14 protein-coding genes and 1 pseudogene are annotated in these 16,816 nt (G+C 63.5%); 6 read left to right on the top strand and 9 right to left on the bottom strand.

Features of this window, described 5'->3' with window-relative positions; all coding sequences use genetic code 11:
- Window positions 1-37: 37 nt before the first annotated feature.
- Window positions 38-1,645, top strand: a complete 1,608-nt coding sequence (locus QJ043_RS08840; RefSeq protein ID WP_283713343.1) for a DUF2142 domain-containing protein — start codon at window positions 38-40, stop codon at window positions 1,643-1,645.
- A 25-nt stretch (window positions 1,646-1,670) separates the two neighbouring features.
- Here the strand turns inward: QJ043_RS08840 and QJ043_RS08835 are convergent, their stop codons facing one another.
- The 3 genes and pseudogenes from QJ043_RS08835 to QJ043_RS08830 form a co-directional block, all read right to left on the bottom strand.
- Window positions 1,671-2,393 (bottom strand): acyltransferase family protein, encoded by a 723-nt coding sequence (locus QJ043_RS08835; protein WP_347177807.1) that lies wholly within the window; start codon window positions 2,391-2,393, stop codon window positions 1,671-1,673.
- A gap of 37 nt (window positions 2,394-2,430) precedes the next feature.
- A pseudogene (locus QJ043_RS09825) lies at window positions 2,431-2,751 on the bottom strand (acyltransferase family protein); the annotation flags it as partial.
- 98 nt (window positions 2,752-2,849) lie between these two features.
- A complete protein-coding gene (locus QJ043_RS08830; protein WP_283713341.1) occupies window positions 2,850-4,955 on the bottom strand; it encodes a DUF7657 domain-containing protein in 2,106 nt (701 codons plus the stop codon).
- A gap of 240 nt (window positions 4,956-5,195) precedes the next feature.
- On the opposite strand from QJ043_RS08830, the gene QJ043_RS08825 reads away from it, so the two are divergent.
- Together QJ043_RS08825 and QJ043_RS08820 are read left to right on the top strand one after the other, a co-directional pair.
- Window positions 5,196-6,206, top strand: a complete 1,011-nt coding sequence (locus QJ043_RS08825) for a hypothetical protein (RefSeq protein WP_283722802.1) — start codon at window positions 5,196-5,198, stop codon at window positions 6,204-6,206.
- Between the two features lie 174 nt (window positions 6,207-6,380).
- Window positions 6,381-7,811 carry a lipopolysaccharide biosynthesis protein gene (locus tag QJ043_RS08820; RefSeq protein ID WP_283713339.1) on the top strand — a complete coding sequence of 477 codons (1,431 nt, stop codon included), beginning with the start codon at window positions 6,381-6,383 and terminating at the stop codon, window positions 7,809-7,811.
- Between the two features lie 18 nt (window positions 7,812-7,829).
- Here QJ043_RS08820 and QJ043_RS08815 read toward each other — a convergent pair whose 3' ends face one another.
- The 5 genes from QJ043_RS08815 to QJ043_RS08795 all read right to left on the bottom strand — a co-directional run bounded on the left by QJ043_RS08815 (window position 7,830) and on the right by QJ043_RS08795 (window position 13,006).
- Window positions 7,830-8,897, bottom strand: a complete 1,068-nt coding sequence (locus QJ043_RS08815) for a glycosyltransferase family 2 protein (protein WP_283713337.1) — start codon at window positions 8,895-8,897, stop codon at window positions 7,830-7,832.
- A 20-nt stretch (window positions 8,898-8,917) separates the two neighbouring features.
- Window positions 8,918-9,850, bottom strand: a complete 933-nt coding sequence (locus QJ043_RS08810) for a glycosyltransferase (protein WP_283713336.1) — start codon at window positions 9,848-9,850, stop codon at window positions 8,918-8,920.
- Complete coding sequence (locus QJ043_RS08805; RefSeq protein ID WP_283713335.1) at window positions 9,847-10,776, bottom strand: glycosyltransferase; 930 nt, start codon at window positions 10,774-10,776, stop codon at window positions 9,847-9,849. Before QJ043_RS08805 ends, QJ043_RS08810 begins: the two co-directional genes overlap by 4 nt.
- Before the next feature lie 101 nt (window positions 10,777-10,877).
- Window positions 10,878-11,828: a glycosyltransferase family 2 protein gene (locus tag QJ043_RS08800; protein WP_283713334.1), complete on the bottom strand. Its 951-nt coding sequence runs from the start codon at window positions 11,826-11,828 to the stop codon at window positions 10,878-10,880.
- A complete protein-coding gene (locus tag QJ043_RS08795) occupies window positions 11,825-13,006 on the bottom strand; it encodes a glycosyltransferase WbsX family protein (RefSeq protein ID WP_283713333.1) in 1,182 nt (393 codons plus the stop codon). Before QJ043_RS08795 ends, QJ043_RS08800 begins: the two co-directional genes overlap by 4 nt.
- Here QJ043_RS08795 and QJ043_RS08790 point away from each other — a divergent pair.
- A complete protein-coding gene (locus QJ043_RS08790; protein WP_347177806.1) occupies window positions 12,996-13,994 on the top strand; it encodes a glycosyltransferase in 999 nt (332 codons plus the stop codon). The two genes, QJ043_RS08795 and QJ043_RS08790, sit on opposite strands and share 11 nt — an antisense overlap.
- A gap of 14 nt (window positions 13,995-14,008) precedes the next feature.
- On the opposite strand, the gene QJ043_RS08785 is transcribed toward QJ043_RS08790, so the two are convergent.
- The gene (locus tag QJ043_RS08785; RefSeq protein WP_283713331.1) at window positions 14,009-14,743 is read right to left on the bottom strand and encodes an IspD/TarI family cytidylyltransferase; all 735 of its coding nucleotides are present in this window, start codon (window positions 14,741-14,743) and stop codon (window positions 14,009-14,011) included.
- Between the two features lie 144 nt (window positions 14,744-14,887).
- Here QJ043_RS08785 and QJ043_RS08780 point away from each other — a divergent pair, with 144 nt between their 5' ends.
- Window positions 14,888-15,934 carry an NAD-dependent epimerase/dehydratase family protein gene (locus QJ043_RS08780; protein WP_283713330.1) on the top strand — a complete coding sequence of 349 codons (1,047 nt, stop codon included), beginning with the start codon at window positions 14,888-14,890 and terminating at the stop codon, window positions 15,932-15,934.
- Between the two features lie 38 nt (window positions 15,935-15,972).
- Window positions 15,973-16,815: a LicD family protein gene (locus QJ043_RS08775; RefSeq protein ID WP_283713329.1), complete on the top strand. Its 843-nt coding sequence runs from the start codon at window positions 15,973-15,975 to the stop codon at window positions 16,813-16,815.
- Window position 16,816 lies beyond the last annotated feature (1 nt).

Here is a 16,816-nt window from a genome sequence, read left to right as displayed (position 1 = left end):
TGTCTCTCCAACCGGGCTCTCAAAGGCCGGGATTGCCGTGGCGCTCGCGGTCGTCACGGCGCTTGTGCTCGGTGCCCTCGGCGTGCAATGGCGCGTCACGCTGTTCTGGGTGGTGTTCCTGCCCTGTGCGTGGCTCCTCTGGTGTTGGCGTCGCACCTTGATGGAGAGCCCCGAGCGGCTGTTCCTGTTCCTGGCGCTACCCACTGGCCTTCTGATGTGCGCATTCATGCCGACGATCGTCTCGGTGAGCTGGGATGGCTACGTGCATTACAAGGTGGCGAACCAGATCGCACAGGGGGAGACCTTTGTGACCACTGGCGCCGATGCCATCAACTACGACATGGACGGCATTTATGTGGTGGGGCTTGTGCCTTGGGGCACCTCCGACAACGACTGGGATCCCAACTGGCAGGGGATTCTCACTGAAGATGGGATGGAGAAGGCCAACGGGCGGTTCGCGGAGCTTGGCGATGTCACCTACAAGGTGAGCGACGGGTCCTTCGCTTGGGGCGTGACCACTATGGGCCGCATCCCCAACGCGCTCGGGCTCTGGCTTGGCGACCTGCTCGGCGCGCCGTACCTGCTGCGTCTCTTCCTGGGACGGCTCACGAACCTGCTCTTCTGGATTCTCTTGGTGTGGCTGGCGATGACGAGGCTCAAGTCTGGCAAGCGCATCGTGTGCGCCATTGGCCTTTTGCCGATCCTGCTCTTCGAGGCCTGCAACTACAGCTACGACCCGTGGTGTGTCGGTTTCCTGCTGCTGGGCTTTGCGAGCTTTGTGGGCGAGCTGCAACGGCCGGAGAAGCCCCTGACGCTCGGCGGGGCGCTCTGGATACTGGCGCCGTTCACACTCGGTGTCCTCATCAAAGCGGCCTGGATCCCCGGCGGCCTCTTCCTGCTCTTCCTACCTCAGAAAAAGTTTCGCACCAGGGGTGCCCGCGTCCTGTGGATCCTCGCGTGTGTCGTCGTGGCGCTCGGTGTGACGTGGACCTTCATGGGCCCCTTCCTGTCGCGCGGCGGGTCCGGCTACTCGGACAGTCGTGGCGAGGCCCTGACGAGCGCCACGGTGAACATCGACTCGGCCGAGCAGCTGGCCCAGATGGCCGAGAACCCGCTGCGGTTCCTGTGGGTTCTTGTGGTCTGGTTCGTCGGCTACCTCAATCCCTGGCCCATCTTTGAGCAGCTCTTCGTGAACTTCTGCTACCTGCCGCGCCCGGTGCTCTGGCCCCTTTGGACGGTGGGTGAGATCGCGCTGCTCGCTCTCGCCACAAGCTGCGACCGCACGCAGGCGGACGACGGCTGGCCGAGCAGAGCGCTGCGCATCGCAGCCATCGTGGGTATCGTGCTGGCCTACTGCTTGCCGGCCATCTCGCTGTACCTGGGCTACACCAACGTGGGGGCGGACTACATCCTCGGCATGCAGATGCGCTACATGTTGCTGTACCTGCCGTTGGTGCTTCTCTTGGTGCTGAACCTGGGCACGCGGAGCCGGGCGTGGGTGCAACGGCGCGTGCTCGGCCCGGTGGCTGAGAGGCTTCCCGAGCGTTGGCGCCCCGCTGCCCAGAATCCTGCGGACGTGTTCGCCGCCCTGCAGTCGCTGCTTGCGTGGGTGATGATCGCGCTGGGGTTCTTGGTGAGGTTCTAGGAAGGTCGCGGAACAGGCTCAGGGCCTACAGAATGCGTCGGACGCCCGGAATCTTCCAGAGGAGCCAGCTTACGCCGTAGCCGATGGCAACCACCACCAGCTCCCACAGGACCACGGCCCCCAATGGGTGCATCGCGTGTGAGAGCAGCTCAAAGACGCCCTCCGTGTGCGCGATCACCAAATCCGAGACCAGATAGACGCCAAAGGAACCCACTCCGAGCGTGGTGATAAAGCTCTGGGCGGCAGGAGCCGGCTCGACCCGGCCGAGCGCGTACTTCGCGACCACGAACAGGGCCATGGCCTGGAGCACGATGGGCGCGCCGAACCGGTCGTCAAGGAAGAGGTAGCTCCCGGGATTGGCGAGGTACTCCTGATAGGTCATGCCCAGCTGGAACGCCAGAAGTCCCAGGTACAGGACCAGGGCGCAGACGACGCAGGTGCGGTTCGGCTCCAGCCACGTCTCGATGTAGTAACCGGCGAAGAGGACGGAGACCACCGAGCTGAACAGGCTCATGCCGTTGAGCATCTGGTCGGGCAGTGCGAGAACTGCGGACCCGTAACGCCCGAGAATGGACGAGAAGGCCACCAGGCCGAGGCTCAGGGCGAAAAGATAGAGATAATCGGCCTTCGTCATTACGGACGCGAGCCGCTGGAGCAGCGGCAGGCTCAGCAAGATCCCCAAGTAGAGGTAGAGGTACCAGAACGCGCGGGTGACCGGCCCCCTTGGAGACGGTTCCGACGAAACCAACGGGGTCGAGCCCGTTGCCGGCGGCGATCCAGTAGACCCCGCTAAAGAGGATCAGCGCCACGAGCACGCGGGCAAGCCGCTGCCAGTGTTTGCGCGGAGGGTCGGTGCGACCGAGCAGCACGGCTCCAGAGACCATCAGGAAGAGGGGCACCGCTGTCTTGGACACGAAGAAGTAGGCGAGCGAGGCGAACCATGTGGCGTTGGGGGCCGTGTCCAGGAAGATCTCGCTGTTGGTGTGGTTCACGATGACGAGGAAGCAGGCGACCACTCGGATGACATCCAAGTAGATCACGCGTCGTTTGAATAGCTTAGTCAACGGGCACCTTCCCGGGAATAAGACCGCCCGGGTTCTTAACATGGGCGCGTTTGCTGGCCCTCGAACAGACGGCGGCACGACGGCCATGGCGAGCGCTGCGACGGCGCACGGTATGCCTTCTGGTGCCGCGTTGCGCGACCTCACTCCACATGGTAGATCGTCCACCCGCCCTCCAGCGACGCCACTGGAGTGAACGCCACGTCCGCGCTGTCCAGGGCTGTCATGTCCTGACTGCTCACGTAGTAGTCGATGCCGAGGGTTCTGACGTCCTCGACTGAAAGGTCTACTGAGAACAGGTCGGCTTGCACCAACTCGAATGTGGTGGCGTGCTCGTCCTGGACGTTCACCCGAATATGCGCGTAGCGGTTGTAGATGTCCTCGTACCGGCCGGTCGGATCCACTCGATGCCAGCGCTCGAGGTCCGGATAGACATTGACGCTGTTGATGGTCGCCGCGCCGTTGGCCACGCAATACTGGGCCACTTCGTTGCGCTCACTGGCCCAGAGAGCATCGGGGTCGCTCGCTACCAGCTCGCGGATGACGCGAGCCGAAGAACTGTCTGTGAGGATGGCAGTGCCCTGCTGGATGGGGTTCGCAAGAGCGCCAGGGAGCACGCAGAGCATCACGGCGCAGGCAAGTGCCGTCCGTCGCGCTCGGCCAGTGCAGGGAGCGGCCAGAAAGCAGCCGAGGTTGCCGACAAAGAGCACGAGCGGGCAGCCGAATAAGAGGCACAACAACACCAACGGGTACGGATAGCTCTGTGAGGCTCGCACCGTGAGTCCGAGTCCCAGCACGAGGGCCAACGCCAGAGCCACGCCATAATAGCGCCGGGTTTTACGATCTCCGCCCGAGGCTAGGGTCAGCGCACGGAAGCACAGAAGCGTCTCGATGTACCCAATTGCCATAGGGCAGCGCTCCGTTAGCACCTGAGACAAGAAAGTGATTTTGGCGAGCCAGACGGGGATTTCAACGTACATAAAGAGGAGAAAGCAGGCGGCCAAGGACGCCAGGGCGATTGAGAGCTTGTCCCGACGCAGACATGAGGCGATTCCGAACACCAGACCCAGCGGAAAGAACGTGAAGAAGGACGACGCAGTGGTGAGCCCAGCGCCTGCTGGTGCGAGACCAAGTGCCGAAAGGTAGCTGAAGATGCTCTTGACCAAGGACGGTCCGTCGCCGCCAGAGACATCGCGGGCACCAGGGTACACCGTAGAGAGCGTCGCCTGAATGGCTGGCCATCCGAGCCATGCGCAGGCGCCCATAAGTCCGATCCAGAAAATCCCACAGACGGCCAGCGGAGGCATCCACTGCCAGAGGGAGAGTCGGCCGCCCGCTCGGAACCATTGGATCGCAATCCCTGCTCCCAGCAACAGGAACACATAGAAGAACAGGATTTGCCAAGCCGGGTAGAGAATCCAGAGGTAGCAACCCGCACACCAGAAAAGCCCCACTGCGCAGAGCCACCGTTGCCGTGCGGTTTCCGCGGCCAAGAAGCGGTGGAGCAAAACCACCAACATCGACCCGAAGATGAAGAGCTCTGCTATCCCATTGATTGCTATCCACCACTGTGCGTGCGGTGCAAAGGTGCATACGAGACCGAAGGCCATCGCGATGCCCCTCCGCCGGCGGAACAGCAGAAGCCCCAACTCGGTGCTGGCGAGAAAGAGGCACACAAGGCGCGCCGACCAAAAAAACGCCAGCCCGCGGTCAAAGCCGAGGAGGAGGAACCCCGCTAGAAACGGGTGAAACAGAATCGGCAGGCTCCAAGAGGGGAGCGCATAGACCACGCTCGTGACCGTGGACGCGCCGCGGATGGTTTCGGAGATCAGCGGGAATCCGGTCGCGCCTTGGGCCGAGAAGAAGGGAGTGAGCACGAGCCACTCGTCCGTGCGAATACCGCGCGCTGTCCCGAAGAGCAGCCCAGCGTTTTCCGAGGCCAGGTTGCAGCCGCTGGGTGTCGCCCACATGCCTATCGAGGAACCGCTCACGTTAAAGAACACGCACAGGACGATCGTCGCAATGCCAATGAAGATGCGATGATGGAAGGCAAAGTCCAGGACGGACGCCATGGAGACGAACCCGATGAGTGCGCACAGTCCTACTGCCCAGCCGAGGAATCCGAGCCACGTGGTCGGTGCGGTCACGAACGATTGCAGCGTGAGGCCGGATTGCCCGGCGATAGCGCAAAACAGGGAGAGGCACATGGCCGCGAACGTGACGGTAACGGCCAGGACCAGGACGCGCACAAGACACGGCCTGGGGAATCCTCGGGCAATAGTGTGGGGAACCAAGAAGTCTCCTCGGAAGATGGGCGCGATGCTAGGTGATCCGGCAGGATTGTCCCAGAGACTGGACAGCAGTCGAGCGTCAGCGAAACGGGTCCGGGTATTACCAAGAATTATTCCATGGCAGTGTCCTCGCCTTGGGACGTCTTCCTTCGCAGGCGACCTCCGTTGCCAAACGCGCGGTAGACTTGCCTGTGCGGAATGCCCGTCTCGAGTCGCAAGGAGCCCGATTCAGGAGCGTCCCCCGACGTAGACAGGACACAGGTGATGAGTGGAAATGTTTTCAAAGACGCTTTGGACAGTCTGAGGTGGACGTACCGAAAGCATCGCGACAAGCCAAGGGAGCGCCAAATCGCAAAGGCCGAGCCTCCGGCGCTGAATCCCGAGTTCCGGTTCCAAGGCCGGGAGGTCACCGTCTCGCTGACCTCGTACGGGACCCGGGTCAACACGGCGTCGATCGCAATCAAGAGTCTCATGATGCAGACCGTGGCTCCCACTCGAATCGTCCTGTATTTGGACGACTCGCTGGTTCGCGCCGACCTGCCTGCGGACCTTCTGGAGCTGGAGTCCAAGGGACTCGTGATTTCTGCGGGACACGAGGACTTCCTCTCCCACAAGAAGTACCGGTTCGCGATGGAGGACTATCCCGACTCCCTGCTAATCCTGGCCGACGACGACCTGGTGTACGAGCCGGACACCGTAGAGAGCCTTTTGAAGGCCCATGCCGAGTATCCCTCTGCGGTCATCGGCAGGAGGGCCCACAGGGTCAAGTTTGATTCCTCGGGGCAGCTGCTCCCCTACACTGAATGGGACCTGCAGTGGTCCGAACTGTGCCCGACCCCTCGGATGTCTCCGATGGTGACGACCGGAGCCGGCTCCCTCTATCCTCCCGAGCTCTTTCCGGCCCTCTTGGACGATTTCCCCCTCTCTCAAACGCTCGCCCCGACGGCTGACGACATCTGGCTGAAGGTTCAGGAGGTCCGTCACGGCATACCGAGCGTGGTGCTGTCGGGAGTGCGGGCGATGCCTGCCGAAATCCTGGGCACCAACCGTGTGTCTCTCTACCATGTGAACGGCCCCCGAGGGAACGACGAAGCGATGGGCCGGCTGCTGGACCACTACCATTTGGACAGCACGTGTTTCGACGACGCAACGGTCGATGCCGACCCGCATGAGGGCTCGAAGGAGCCTCCGAGGGGCACGGAACTCTAGGCTCACGAGGTCGACGGCCTGCATCGGGCTGAAGCGGAGGTTTTGTCCCCTCTGCGGGCTGACTTTGGGGCGCTGGAGCCGGTCGCTACAATAATCCCTTGGCTTTCTCCGCTCATTTTGCGAACGCCGTGTATCAGTGCCTTCATCGCAGTACTTGCAGATTTGGAGCGATCGTTGTCAACCAAGCAGCCGGTCTCGTTCAAAGGCGCCGCGATTATCCAGTTCGTGTCCAAGTATGCGACGGTTGCGATTCAGCTGGTCATCACCGCCATTCTTTCGCGCCTAATCAGCCCCGAGGCGTTTGGCGAGGTCGCTATCGTTACGGTGTTCACGAGCTTCTTCGCGGTCTTCTCGGACATGGGCATCGGCGCGGCCATTGTGCAGTTCCGCGATTTGACGGTGAAAGACTACGAGAAGGTGTTCACGTTCTCGTTGCTGCTCGCTTTGGCGCTGGGTGTCCTGTTCTGTGGCATCTCGCCGCTGATTGCGTTCTTCTACGACGATGACGGGCTTGTCCCATTGCTGCTGGCGTCTGCGCCGTCCCTCGTGTTCAACACCCTCAATATGGTGCCGAATGGTCTCATGCTCCGGGACAAGCGCTTCCGCGAGATTGGTTTCCGTCTCGTAGTCTGCACTGTCGTCTCCGGTGCCGTGGCATCGGCCGCAGCACTGTTGGGCTTGGGCGCCTACGCGTTGGTCTTTCAGACGGTGCTCTCGGCTCTCCTCACCTTTGTTTGGAACCTCTGGCTCTCGCCGTTGCGTCGTCTTGACATTCACTTCATGGGGCCCCTGCGGGAGATTTTTTCCTACTCGTCGTTCCAGTTCGGCTTTACCACGGTCAACTACTTCAGCCGCAACCTCGATAACCTGCTCATCGGCAAGTTCTTCGGTGATGCCCAGCTTGGCTACTACTCAAAATCCTATAGTCTCACGACTTATCCTATGAGCATGTTCTCCAGCCTCATCTCAGGCATCGTGCAGCCCTACATGGCCGAGCATCAGGACGAGCCCAGCTACATCTTTGCTTTCTGGCGCAAGCTCACAAAGCTCATCAGCTTGATTGGCGCGCCTATTGCCGCGTGCTTGGTGGTCTGCGCGAGCGAGATTATCGCTATCATGTACGGCCCCCAGTGGGCGGCCTCCGTGCCGCTCTTTCAGGCGCTGTCTTTCTCGGTGTACACCCAGATGCTGGGCAACTCCACCGGGGGCTTCTATCAAAGCATCGGCCGCACCGACCTCATGTTTCGGGTCGGGCTCATCAACACCGGCATCACGCTCGCGGGCCTAGCGGTCGGCATCGTTAGCGGGAGCTTGCAGACCATTGCCGACTGCATTGCCGTTGCCTTTGTGTTGCACGTGTTCGTGTCGTTCGGTGTGCTCGTGAAGGCCGGCTTCCACGAGTCCGCAGCGTGCTTCAAGCAGTTCGTGCCAGATGTCCTTACCGCAGTCGTGGCAGGCGCGCTGGCTTGGTGGGTCGGTTCGCTGGTCACACTGGGCGTCTTCGGGTCCCTTGTGGTGAAGTGTCTCGTCGGCCTCGTCGTCTTTGTTGTGGCCTACGGCACCACAGGTCAGCTCAAGTTCATCAAGTCCATGCTCAAGGCCTGATGTGTGCCTGCTTGGCTGCTAGTACTTGGCGCTCTCCAGGGCCTGTCGGCGTAGAAAGATAGCCTGCGCCACCGCGAAGGCTGCGTTGTAGAGGCGCCGCTCCAGACAGGGACGCAGCAGGTCGTAGGTCACTAGCTGGATCGTCTGGCCGACGGCTCCCTGAAACGCCCAGGAATAACTGCGGCAGAGGGCAAGGAAATTCGCATGGCGCTCGGCCAGTCGTGCCGGGTTCTGAGGGCTGAAGGTCTCGTTAGTTAGGACCTCGATAAAGGCGAGGCACCCAAAGACCGGCAGCGCGTTGAGCAGCTCCACGCGCAGGTGACCGCTGTAACAGCCAAGGATGGCCCCGCGCAGCGCGTTCACGGACTGCCGCTCGATGGCGGCCATCTGGGGGTTAAAGGCCTGGCAGATGGAGCTGCCGTTGCGCACGTAGACGTAGGTCACGTGGCGCAGGAACGCGAGGCGCGGCTCCTTGGCCAGGGCCTCGAGCATGAACACTCGGTCCTGGGCTTTGCGCACGCCCACCGGGAACCGCAGGTCGTCGTCCAAAAACTCCCGGTCGAACACCTTGCCCCAGATGGACCCCCAGGTGTACTGGGTGCCGCTTACGGGGCCGCCGCCCATGTCCTGGCGCACGACGGAGAGAGCGATCTCGGACGGCGTGGCCTGGGAGAGGTTCGGCGGCAGCACGATGTCGTGGCCGCCGTTCTCGGTCTGGAAGTGGGCTTCGCAGCAGGTGATGTCGCCCAGCTCCGTGCGGCGGGAGCGCAGACATGCCACCGTGCCCTCCGGCAGCTGGTCGTCGCCGTCCACAAAGAGCACGTGGGAGCCCCGGGCGTGGTCGATTCCCGTGTTGCGCGCAACCGCCACGCCCTGGTTGGGGGTGTGGAGCACCGAGAACCGCTCGTCCGTGGCTGCCACCTCGTCGCAGATGGTGCCGCAGCGATCCGGCGAGCCGTCGTCGATGACGATGAACTCCAAATCGTTGCCGGGCTGGGCCGCCAGCGAGGCCAGGCAGGCACGCAAGAGGTCCTCGGGAATCTTATAGACCGGCACCACGACACTCAGGAACAGCTCGTCAGCCATGGAGCTTCCTTTCTTGGGGATTACTTGCCGTGAATTACATAGCTGAGTCGCTTGATTTGCGAGAAGAGCGGGCTTCGCGTCGCCCGGGCGTCCTGCTCCTTCATAAGGATCAGCTGAGGAGCCTGCACGGCAGCCTTGGGATCCTCCAGTACTGCCGCTGTGGCTGGAGAAGGGCCTGTGGCGCCGTAGGCTAGGGTGTCAGGGAGATTGAGTGCGTAGAGAGCCGTCTCGTCCGAGTGGTCTCCGAGGTAGTGGAGCACCTTCGCCCCGCCCAGGGCCGGCAGCCATTGACCGCATTGATCCAGCTGGCAGTTCCAGACTGCCGGAATCTGCGTGATGGCACCCGAGAAGCGGCAGTTAACCTCGTTCATTGCCGGCTGGTCGCCGAGCACTCCGCGCTCGAGGCCGTCCAGCCAGAGCTGGTGCCAGGCCGAGAAGAACCGCCCGGCCTCCTCGGTATGGCGCACAAAGAGCACGCCGTTGTTGAACTGCACGCCGCCCCAAGCCGGACGGCCGCCCAGCTTGGTAGCACTCTCCTGCATGTGGGCGCGCGTGGGGTTGTCCTGGAATCTGCAGTTGCGGTCCGGCACGGCCAGAAGGTTACCCTTGTAGGCCGAGATAGGGGAGAGGTCGTCGCACACCACGGTGTCGGTGTCCAAGAACAGGAAGTCCCCGGCCATGCGGTCAAAGAGCGAGGTCTTGAGGAAGCCCGAGCGCTTGAGGCCGCTCCAGTCCTCCGGCAGGTCCACGACGTCCAGCGTGGTGCGCAGGCGCTCGAACGGGGCGATGAGGTCGCCGAGCCCGTCGAACGTGGGCCGGTCCATGAACACGGTGACAGGCGCGTCTGGCATCACCCGGCGCAGGGAGTCGATGGAGACGAGGCACTGCTCGGTGAAGGGGTCGCTCCCGGCGCCGGAAACCACGTAGACAATGGAGAAGGGGGTCTGGCTCATGAGTACCTCTTTCCAAACAGGGAGGCGACGGGCTCCAGGAGGCGTCCGAGGAAGCGGCCTCCGCTCTGCGCGGTCTTGACGGCAGCGTCGGCCCCCTGGGCGGCGAGCCGCTCGGCCACGGAGGCAACGGCGGCCGCTGTGTCCGCGGGCCCCCACTCGAGCGTGATCGGGAACTCGTCAAAGAGCCCGCTCGGATCCAGCACCGGGTGCGGCGGCGTCACGTCCAGCTGGTTCGCGAAGTTGCTGCCGTGCACCACCTCCATCCACATGGGCCGGCCCTTCTCCTCCAAGGCTACCCGCTCCATGTCCTGGGGCGGGAAGGAGTGATGGAAGCCGAGGATGCAGCGGTTGGCGAGACCCAGGGGCTCGAAGAAGCTGATGAAGTGGTTGCCGAAGATGTGCTGCTGGCATACGAGCTTCGCGGCCGGCGCGTACTGGAGGCCATAGGGGAAGGAGAGCACCGCCTTCTCGGGCGGCTCGGCGTCCAGATAGGCATGGAGGTCCGCCACAAAGCGGCAGGAGATGGCGTCGTCGTTGTCGATGCGCGTGGTGAGCACGTGGGCGCAGGGCTCTTCGTGGAGCAGAGCGTCCACGTAGCGATCCAGGTGCCCTGCCTCGTCGTCGGTGAGGTAGAGGGGCCGGTAGCTGGGGAGCCGCTCGGTCAGCTGGGCGTTGCGCTCCTTGAACTGCAGGGGTGTCTGGTCGCTGAAGAGCACGCACCAGGTGAAGTCCTGGCAGGCCTGTTGGGCGATGGACGGGAACGTGAACTCCTCGAAGAGCCGGAAGCGCCCCTCCAGGTACGGTACGTCCGTGCGGGCATCGAGGGCCTGCACGCGCGGGTTGCGGCCGTTCGCGAAGTTCTGGGGGATGTTGAACCGCGTGAGGATTACGTGGCGATAGGAGCGAGGAGCAGGCGCTGCCTCCATCGGGAGAACCTCCTTCGAGTGTACGGGGACACCGTCATGCTAGGCGCACGGGCGGCAGAGCGGGCGAGCGGGACGGGGCCTCCAGAGACCTTCCGCCGTCCTCAGAGCTCCTGGAAGCCGAGAAGCACCGCGCCAAACGCGTCGCCGACCCTCTCGGCTGGCCGTCCCCAAGCGCCGCTCCGGGCGAGGTGTGTGAGGCTGCCGACGGGACCGCCGGAACCCATCTGCGCGTACTCGGCCACGCAGGCGCGGTCTTCAGAGCGCATCTGGTCACCGCAGTGATCCAGCAACAGGCGCGCCTGGTTCCGACGGATCGCCAGACCGCCCGTGAGCGGCGTGATCAGGTGCGAGCGCCAGTTGCGCCGCAGGGCGCCGATCTCGTTGTCGCCGTGCTGACGGTAGAGATTGAGGGGCTCGTCGAGGAACTCGAGCACGCCGGTGGCCGCGGCCACGAGCACGAGCCACCAGTCGTGCATGAAGACGGTCTCGGCAGCCTGGGGCACGAGGGCGCGCTCCAAGAGCGCCCGGTTGAAGACCATCGTGCAGCCGGCGGCCACGTTGTTGATGAGGAGCTTCTGGAGGCGCAGGTCGTGGACGAGCAGGTCCGCGTGCTCCGAGAAGGAGGGCGCGATGATCTCCAGGTCCCGGTCCACCACTGCGGCGTCGCAGAAGACGAGGGCCGGGGTCTCGGACCCCCGCCCGGCCTCGATGGCCTGCAGGCGCGCGAGGCAGCGCTCGAGCTTCTCCGGGAGCCAGACGTCGTCCTGGTCCGCCAGCGCGATGTAGGGGGCCCGGGCGTGCTCCATCGCGTGGAAGAAGTTGGCCTTGGCGCTGCCAAAGGGGCCGCGCTCAGGGAGCAGCTCGATGCGGGGGTCCTGCTCGGCGAGGGACTTCACCAGCTCCACGCTGCCGTCGGTGGAGGCGTCGTCTGAGACCACCAGGCGCCAGTCCTCGAAGGTCTGTACCTGGATGGACCGCACCTGCTCCTCCAGGAACTCCTGGCCGTTGTGCGTGGTCAGGAGGATGTCGAGGACGGGGCTCTTCCCGGTCACGCCTGCTCCTCCTTGCGACCGTAGCCCTGGGGCATCTCGCCCGTCTCCTCCAGGGCGCTCTCGAGGGCGCGCAGATAGCCGTCGCCAAAGGTCTCGTCGGGCTCCAGGTAGCTGCCCTCGGCCCACTCGTTCCAGGCGGTGAGGAAGATGTAGTCGCTGTGGTACACGTCCTTGGCGCGCTCGATCTGCCGGGCCATGTACTCGCGGAAGCGCTCGGGGCAGGCGCCTACGCTCACCGTGCCGTTGCGACCCTTGCGCGGCGTGTTGTCCCAGGCCACGAAGCCGCCCGGCACCGACTTGGGCGAGACGGGGTCGCTCGTGAGGATGCGCTCCCAGACCTCGTCGTAGCTGTACTGCTCGGGGCCGGTGCTCCGCTCCGCCCGGTTGCCGATCTTTCGATCGAGATCCACGCCGGTGGCCTTCTCGTAGGCGGCGAAGGTCTTGCGCTTCACCTGTGCGGCGGCGTTGAAGAGCTTGCTCTTGATGCCAGGAGCTACCTTCGGGAAGCGTCCGTAGATGGGTTGGAACTCGATGTCGAATTGGAAGCGGCTGTCGTCAGCCCCGTCGATGAGGTCGAGGCCGGCGTACTGGTGACCCAGGTACAGACCGTCAAATCCTGCTTCGCGTGCCAGTTCCTGCCAATAGTCGAGCATCTCGTTGAGGCAGCCGATCACCTCGGGGCGGTAGATGATCAGCAGCGGCCGGTTGTCGTTCTTGATGTAGCGGGGGTCTTGGAAGAAGGGGAGGAGATAGTCGAAGTGCTCCTTCCATTCCTTCTTCTGGCCGTAGTGCTGGGGGATGAGCACCTGGTTCTCGTTCACCCAAGCCTTGGTCCACGCCTCGTTGGCCCAACTGATGCAGAAGGGGATGTCGATGGACGGGTCGGCCAGCATGTTCTCCATCGGCTTCTCGAGCAGCAGCTTGCCGTTGAACCAGTAGTGGTAGTAGCAGAAGCCGTAGACGCCGGCCTCGCGGGCCAACTGCGCCTGCCAGGCCTGGACCTGGGGGTTCAGCAGGTTGTAGTAGTTCTCACCCTTCGGGACACGCGGCTGCTGGTGGCCCTCAAAAAGCGGTTCCGCCTTCCTGACGTTCACCCATTCCGTGAAGTCCTTGCCCCACCACTCGTCGTTCTCGGGAATGGTGTGAAACTGCGGAAGATAAAAAGCAATGACCTTCATAGGCCGGCGTCCTTGTCTGCCAGGGCGAGATGGGGAGCCGGGGAAAGAGGCCTGTCACTCCATGGACGCCCGTCGTGTTTGCGCTGGTATTGTCACCTTCAACCCGGAGCTGGGACGGCTCCGGGAGAACCTTTCCGCCATCTCTCCGCAGGTTTCCCGGTTGTTTGTGTTCGACAACGGGTCGGACGACTCGAGCGCCGTCCGCGCGCTGGTGCAGGAGTTCCCGTGCGCGCGCTTCCTACCGTTCCCTGAGAACCGCGGCATCGCGGTGGCGCTCAACGCGCTGGCAAGGGCGGCCAAGGAGGACGGCGCGTCCGAGGTGCTCTTCTTGGATCAGGACAGCGTCTCCACGCCGGGCATGGTGGCCGGTCTGCAGGAGGCGGCGGGCTTGGTTCGCGCAAGCGGTGCCCGTCTCGGCGTGGTGGGGCCCACTGTCCACGACCGCAACCTCGGGTTCTCCAACGCCCATGTGGAAGGGGAGGCGCTCGTACAGGATCGGCGCGACGTGCTGACGTCCGGGTCGCTGGTGAGCCTTCAGGCCTGGGAGGCCGTGGGCGGCTACGACGAGCGGCTCTTCTTGGACTGGGTCGACATCGGATTCTGCTACGCGCTGCGCCGGGCCGGTTTCGTCGTGGCTATCACGTCTCTTGCCACCATCGACCACGAGATCGGCAAGCGCTCGGTGAACGTGCTGTTCCCTGCCTGGGTGCCAGTGCACGTTCCCTTCACCTTCCGGGACCCCGAGGGGCGTCAGGCGCTCTTCTCGGAGAACTACCCGGCCTCCCGCTGGGAGGACAAGGTGCGCTCTCAGACCATCCTGCAGGACGAGTTCAAGGGCACCGATGACGGGAGGTTCCTGGACTTCAGTCTGCTCTGCACGTTCTTCCGCGGCACTGCGCTGGAGCCTCACGGGCTCGAGAACCTGCGCGCGATGATGCGCGGGCGCAAGGAAGGGAAGGCCATGCTGGGGAAGGAGCGCGGTCGCTAGCCCTCCGTGCCGGCCTAACCTTCGCTCCAGAACTGCGACAGCTCGTTGTAATCCGTGAAGCCTTTGAACGAGAAGTAGTCGCGGCGCGTCGTGATCTTGATGTTGTCCACCGGGCCGTCGACAGTGAAGATCTGGTAGCCGAAGTGCGCCATCATCGACACAGAGTCGATGAAGTCGTGCAAGCCGTTTGCCCGGGCGGTGAGGTGTGCCTGGTACAGCTCGCAGAACGTGAAGCCTTGGGGCGCGCGGGCCAGTTTGCAACGCGAGCGGTCCAGCACGTCAACCACTTTGCCGTCCTGCTCCTCGATCACGGTCTCGACCACCGGTGCCACGGTGGCGGTGCAGCCGCGTTCCCGCACGGACCGCGCGCAGGCCTCGATGGTGGGGGCGTCGATTAGGGGGCGCACGCCGTCATGGATAAGCACGACCGTGTCCTCGTCGGCGATTCCGAGCCGGTGTATCTCGTCAAGGCCGCGGAAGATGGAGTCCTGGCCCGTCTCGCCGCCCGGAACGATCGACAGCACCTTGCTGAACCCGTTCTGCTCCACGACCTCCCGGAGGTAGGGGATCCCGCTTTCGATGGATACCACCACGATGCCGTCCACACCTGGTGCCTCCTGGAACTTGGAGATGGTGTGGGCGATGATGGGCTTGCCCCCAGACATCAGGAACTGTTTGGGGATCTTCGCACCTTGCATGCGCGAGCCGGTGCCCCCGGCGAAGATGACGACCAACGTGCGATAGGCCATGGGCTTCCTCTAGGTTGGCGGCGGCAGGACGGATGCATTCTAACGGCTGCACTTGGGGGCTTCGTGTGCGCGCCCTCTCGGTCGGGCGCCCGGTCACAAATGGTCGAGAATGGTTCGGTACCCATCGAGCGTAGAGGAGCCCCCGTGAAAACCATCGAAGAGTTGGTCGCGTCCGAGAGTGTGGGGTTCAGCGAGCTGAGCGGCCGACGCCTCTTGGTCACGGGCTCCACGGGGCTGATTGGCTCCCTCTGTGCGAAGGCTGCGCTCGTCTACAATCGGGCCCATCCGGAGGTCGAGCCCATTGGCGTGATCGCGATGGCTCGCAACGCTGAGAAGGCGCAGCGAGTGTTCCATGGCTTTTCGGAGGACGACGGTCTTTCCATCCTGGAGGGTGACCTGGCCCGGCCGGAGGGGTTGGACGTGGCCTTTGACTACGCGGTTCATGCGGGGAGCCCCACCGCCTCCGAGTTCTTTGTGAGCCATCCGGTCGAGACGGTTCTCACGGCCATCGACGGGACCAACTGGGTGCTGGACCAGGCGCGTCGTTGCGATGCTCGGAGCGTCGTCTTCCTCTCGAGCATGGAGGTGTACGGGCAGGGGTTCCCCGAGCCTGGCATGAAACGGCTCCTCACTGAGGAGATGTGCGGCGACGTCCAGCCCCTGTCTGTGCGCAGCTGCTATTCCGAGGCCAAACGCATGACCGAGAACCTCTGCGTGGACTACGCCTCCGAGTACGACGTGAACGCGAAGATTCTCCGGTTGGCCCAGACCTTCGGGCCCGGTGTGACCTGGGACGACCGACGTGTCTTCGCGCTCTTTGCCAAGAGCGTGATCAAAGGCCAGGATATCGTTCTCAAGACCACGGCCCAGAGCACGCGCATGTACCTCTATACCGTGGACGCCGTGGCGGCCATTTTTGCCGTCCTTCTCCGCGGCGAGAAGGGCGCCTGCTACAACGCCGCCAATCCGGCCACGTACTGCTCGGTCGCCGACATGGCGGCAATGGTGTCGGAGTTGGACGAGGAGCGTCCGGTGTCGGTCCGCTTCGAGCTGGAGGAGGGCCTTCCGTACATGCCGGAGCATCACCTGCCGCTGGACGTTTCGAAGCTGGAGGCCTTGGGGTGGGCGCCGACTATGGACCTGCCCGACATGTTCCGGGCTCTTATCGAGTCGCTCCAGGTCGCGCGTTAGGCAGGTCGTCTCAGGAAAACGAAGGAATCGGGAGCGGGATGAAAGAAGAGACCCTACGCAGCCTCCAGAGGACCGAGCTGGACATCGCGAGGCAGGTGTTCCGAATCTGCGATGAGAACGGCCTGCGCTGCTCGTTGGTGGGAGGGAGCGCCATCGGGGCCGTGCGCCATGGAGGGTTCATCCCTTGGGACGACGACATGGATCTTGCCATGCCGCGCCCGGACTACGAGAGGTTCATCGAGCTCTGCAAGACCGAGCTGCCACCGCAGTACTTCCTCCAGTGCTTCAGCACGGAGCCTAACTGCGCGTTTGTCTTTGCCAAGGTTCGTCGTAACGGCACCCGGCTTCTCGAGCAGTACTCCCGCGACGTGGACATGCACCAGGGCGTGTGGGTGGACATCTTTGTCTACGACGAGGTGTCGGACGATCCCGCTGTGCGGAGACGAGACGAGAGGAGCCTGGCACTCTGGCGCAATTTGCTGATTGTGAAGAGCGGCTTTGAACTGCCGCCCGACAAGCAGCAGCCCATGCAGAAGGCGGCATATGCGGTCGCGAGGGGCGTCTCGGCGCTGATTCCCCGGCAGTTCTTGGTGGACAAGTGCGAGGCCATTATGCGGTCCCACGAGGGCGAGGGAACGGCCCAAATCTATCCCTATGCCGGTGCCTACGCGTCCGAGAAGGAGCTGATGCCGGCCGACCTCTTCGACGACCTGATGGACGTGGACTTCGAGGGCGAGAAGTTCAAGATCTTCTCGAATTACGACCGGTACCTGGGAAGCATTTTCGGCGACTATATGCAGCTGCCCCCCGAGGAGGACCGGCACGGCAACCACTACCTCAAGGAGGACGGCATAGTCTCCGAGCCGCCCGCTGGCCAGTGAG

This window comes from Kribbibacterium absianum, from assembly GCF_030067705.1.
Lineage (GTDB): Bacteria > Actinomycetota > Coriobacteriia > Coriobacteriales > Atopobiaceae > Kribbibacterium > Kribbibacterium absianum.
The sequence above is the reverse complement of the archived record's forward strand: the minus strand, read 5'-3'. Positions and strand labels throughout refer to the sequence as shown.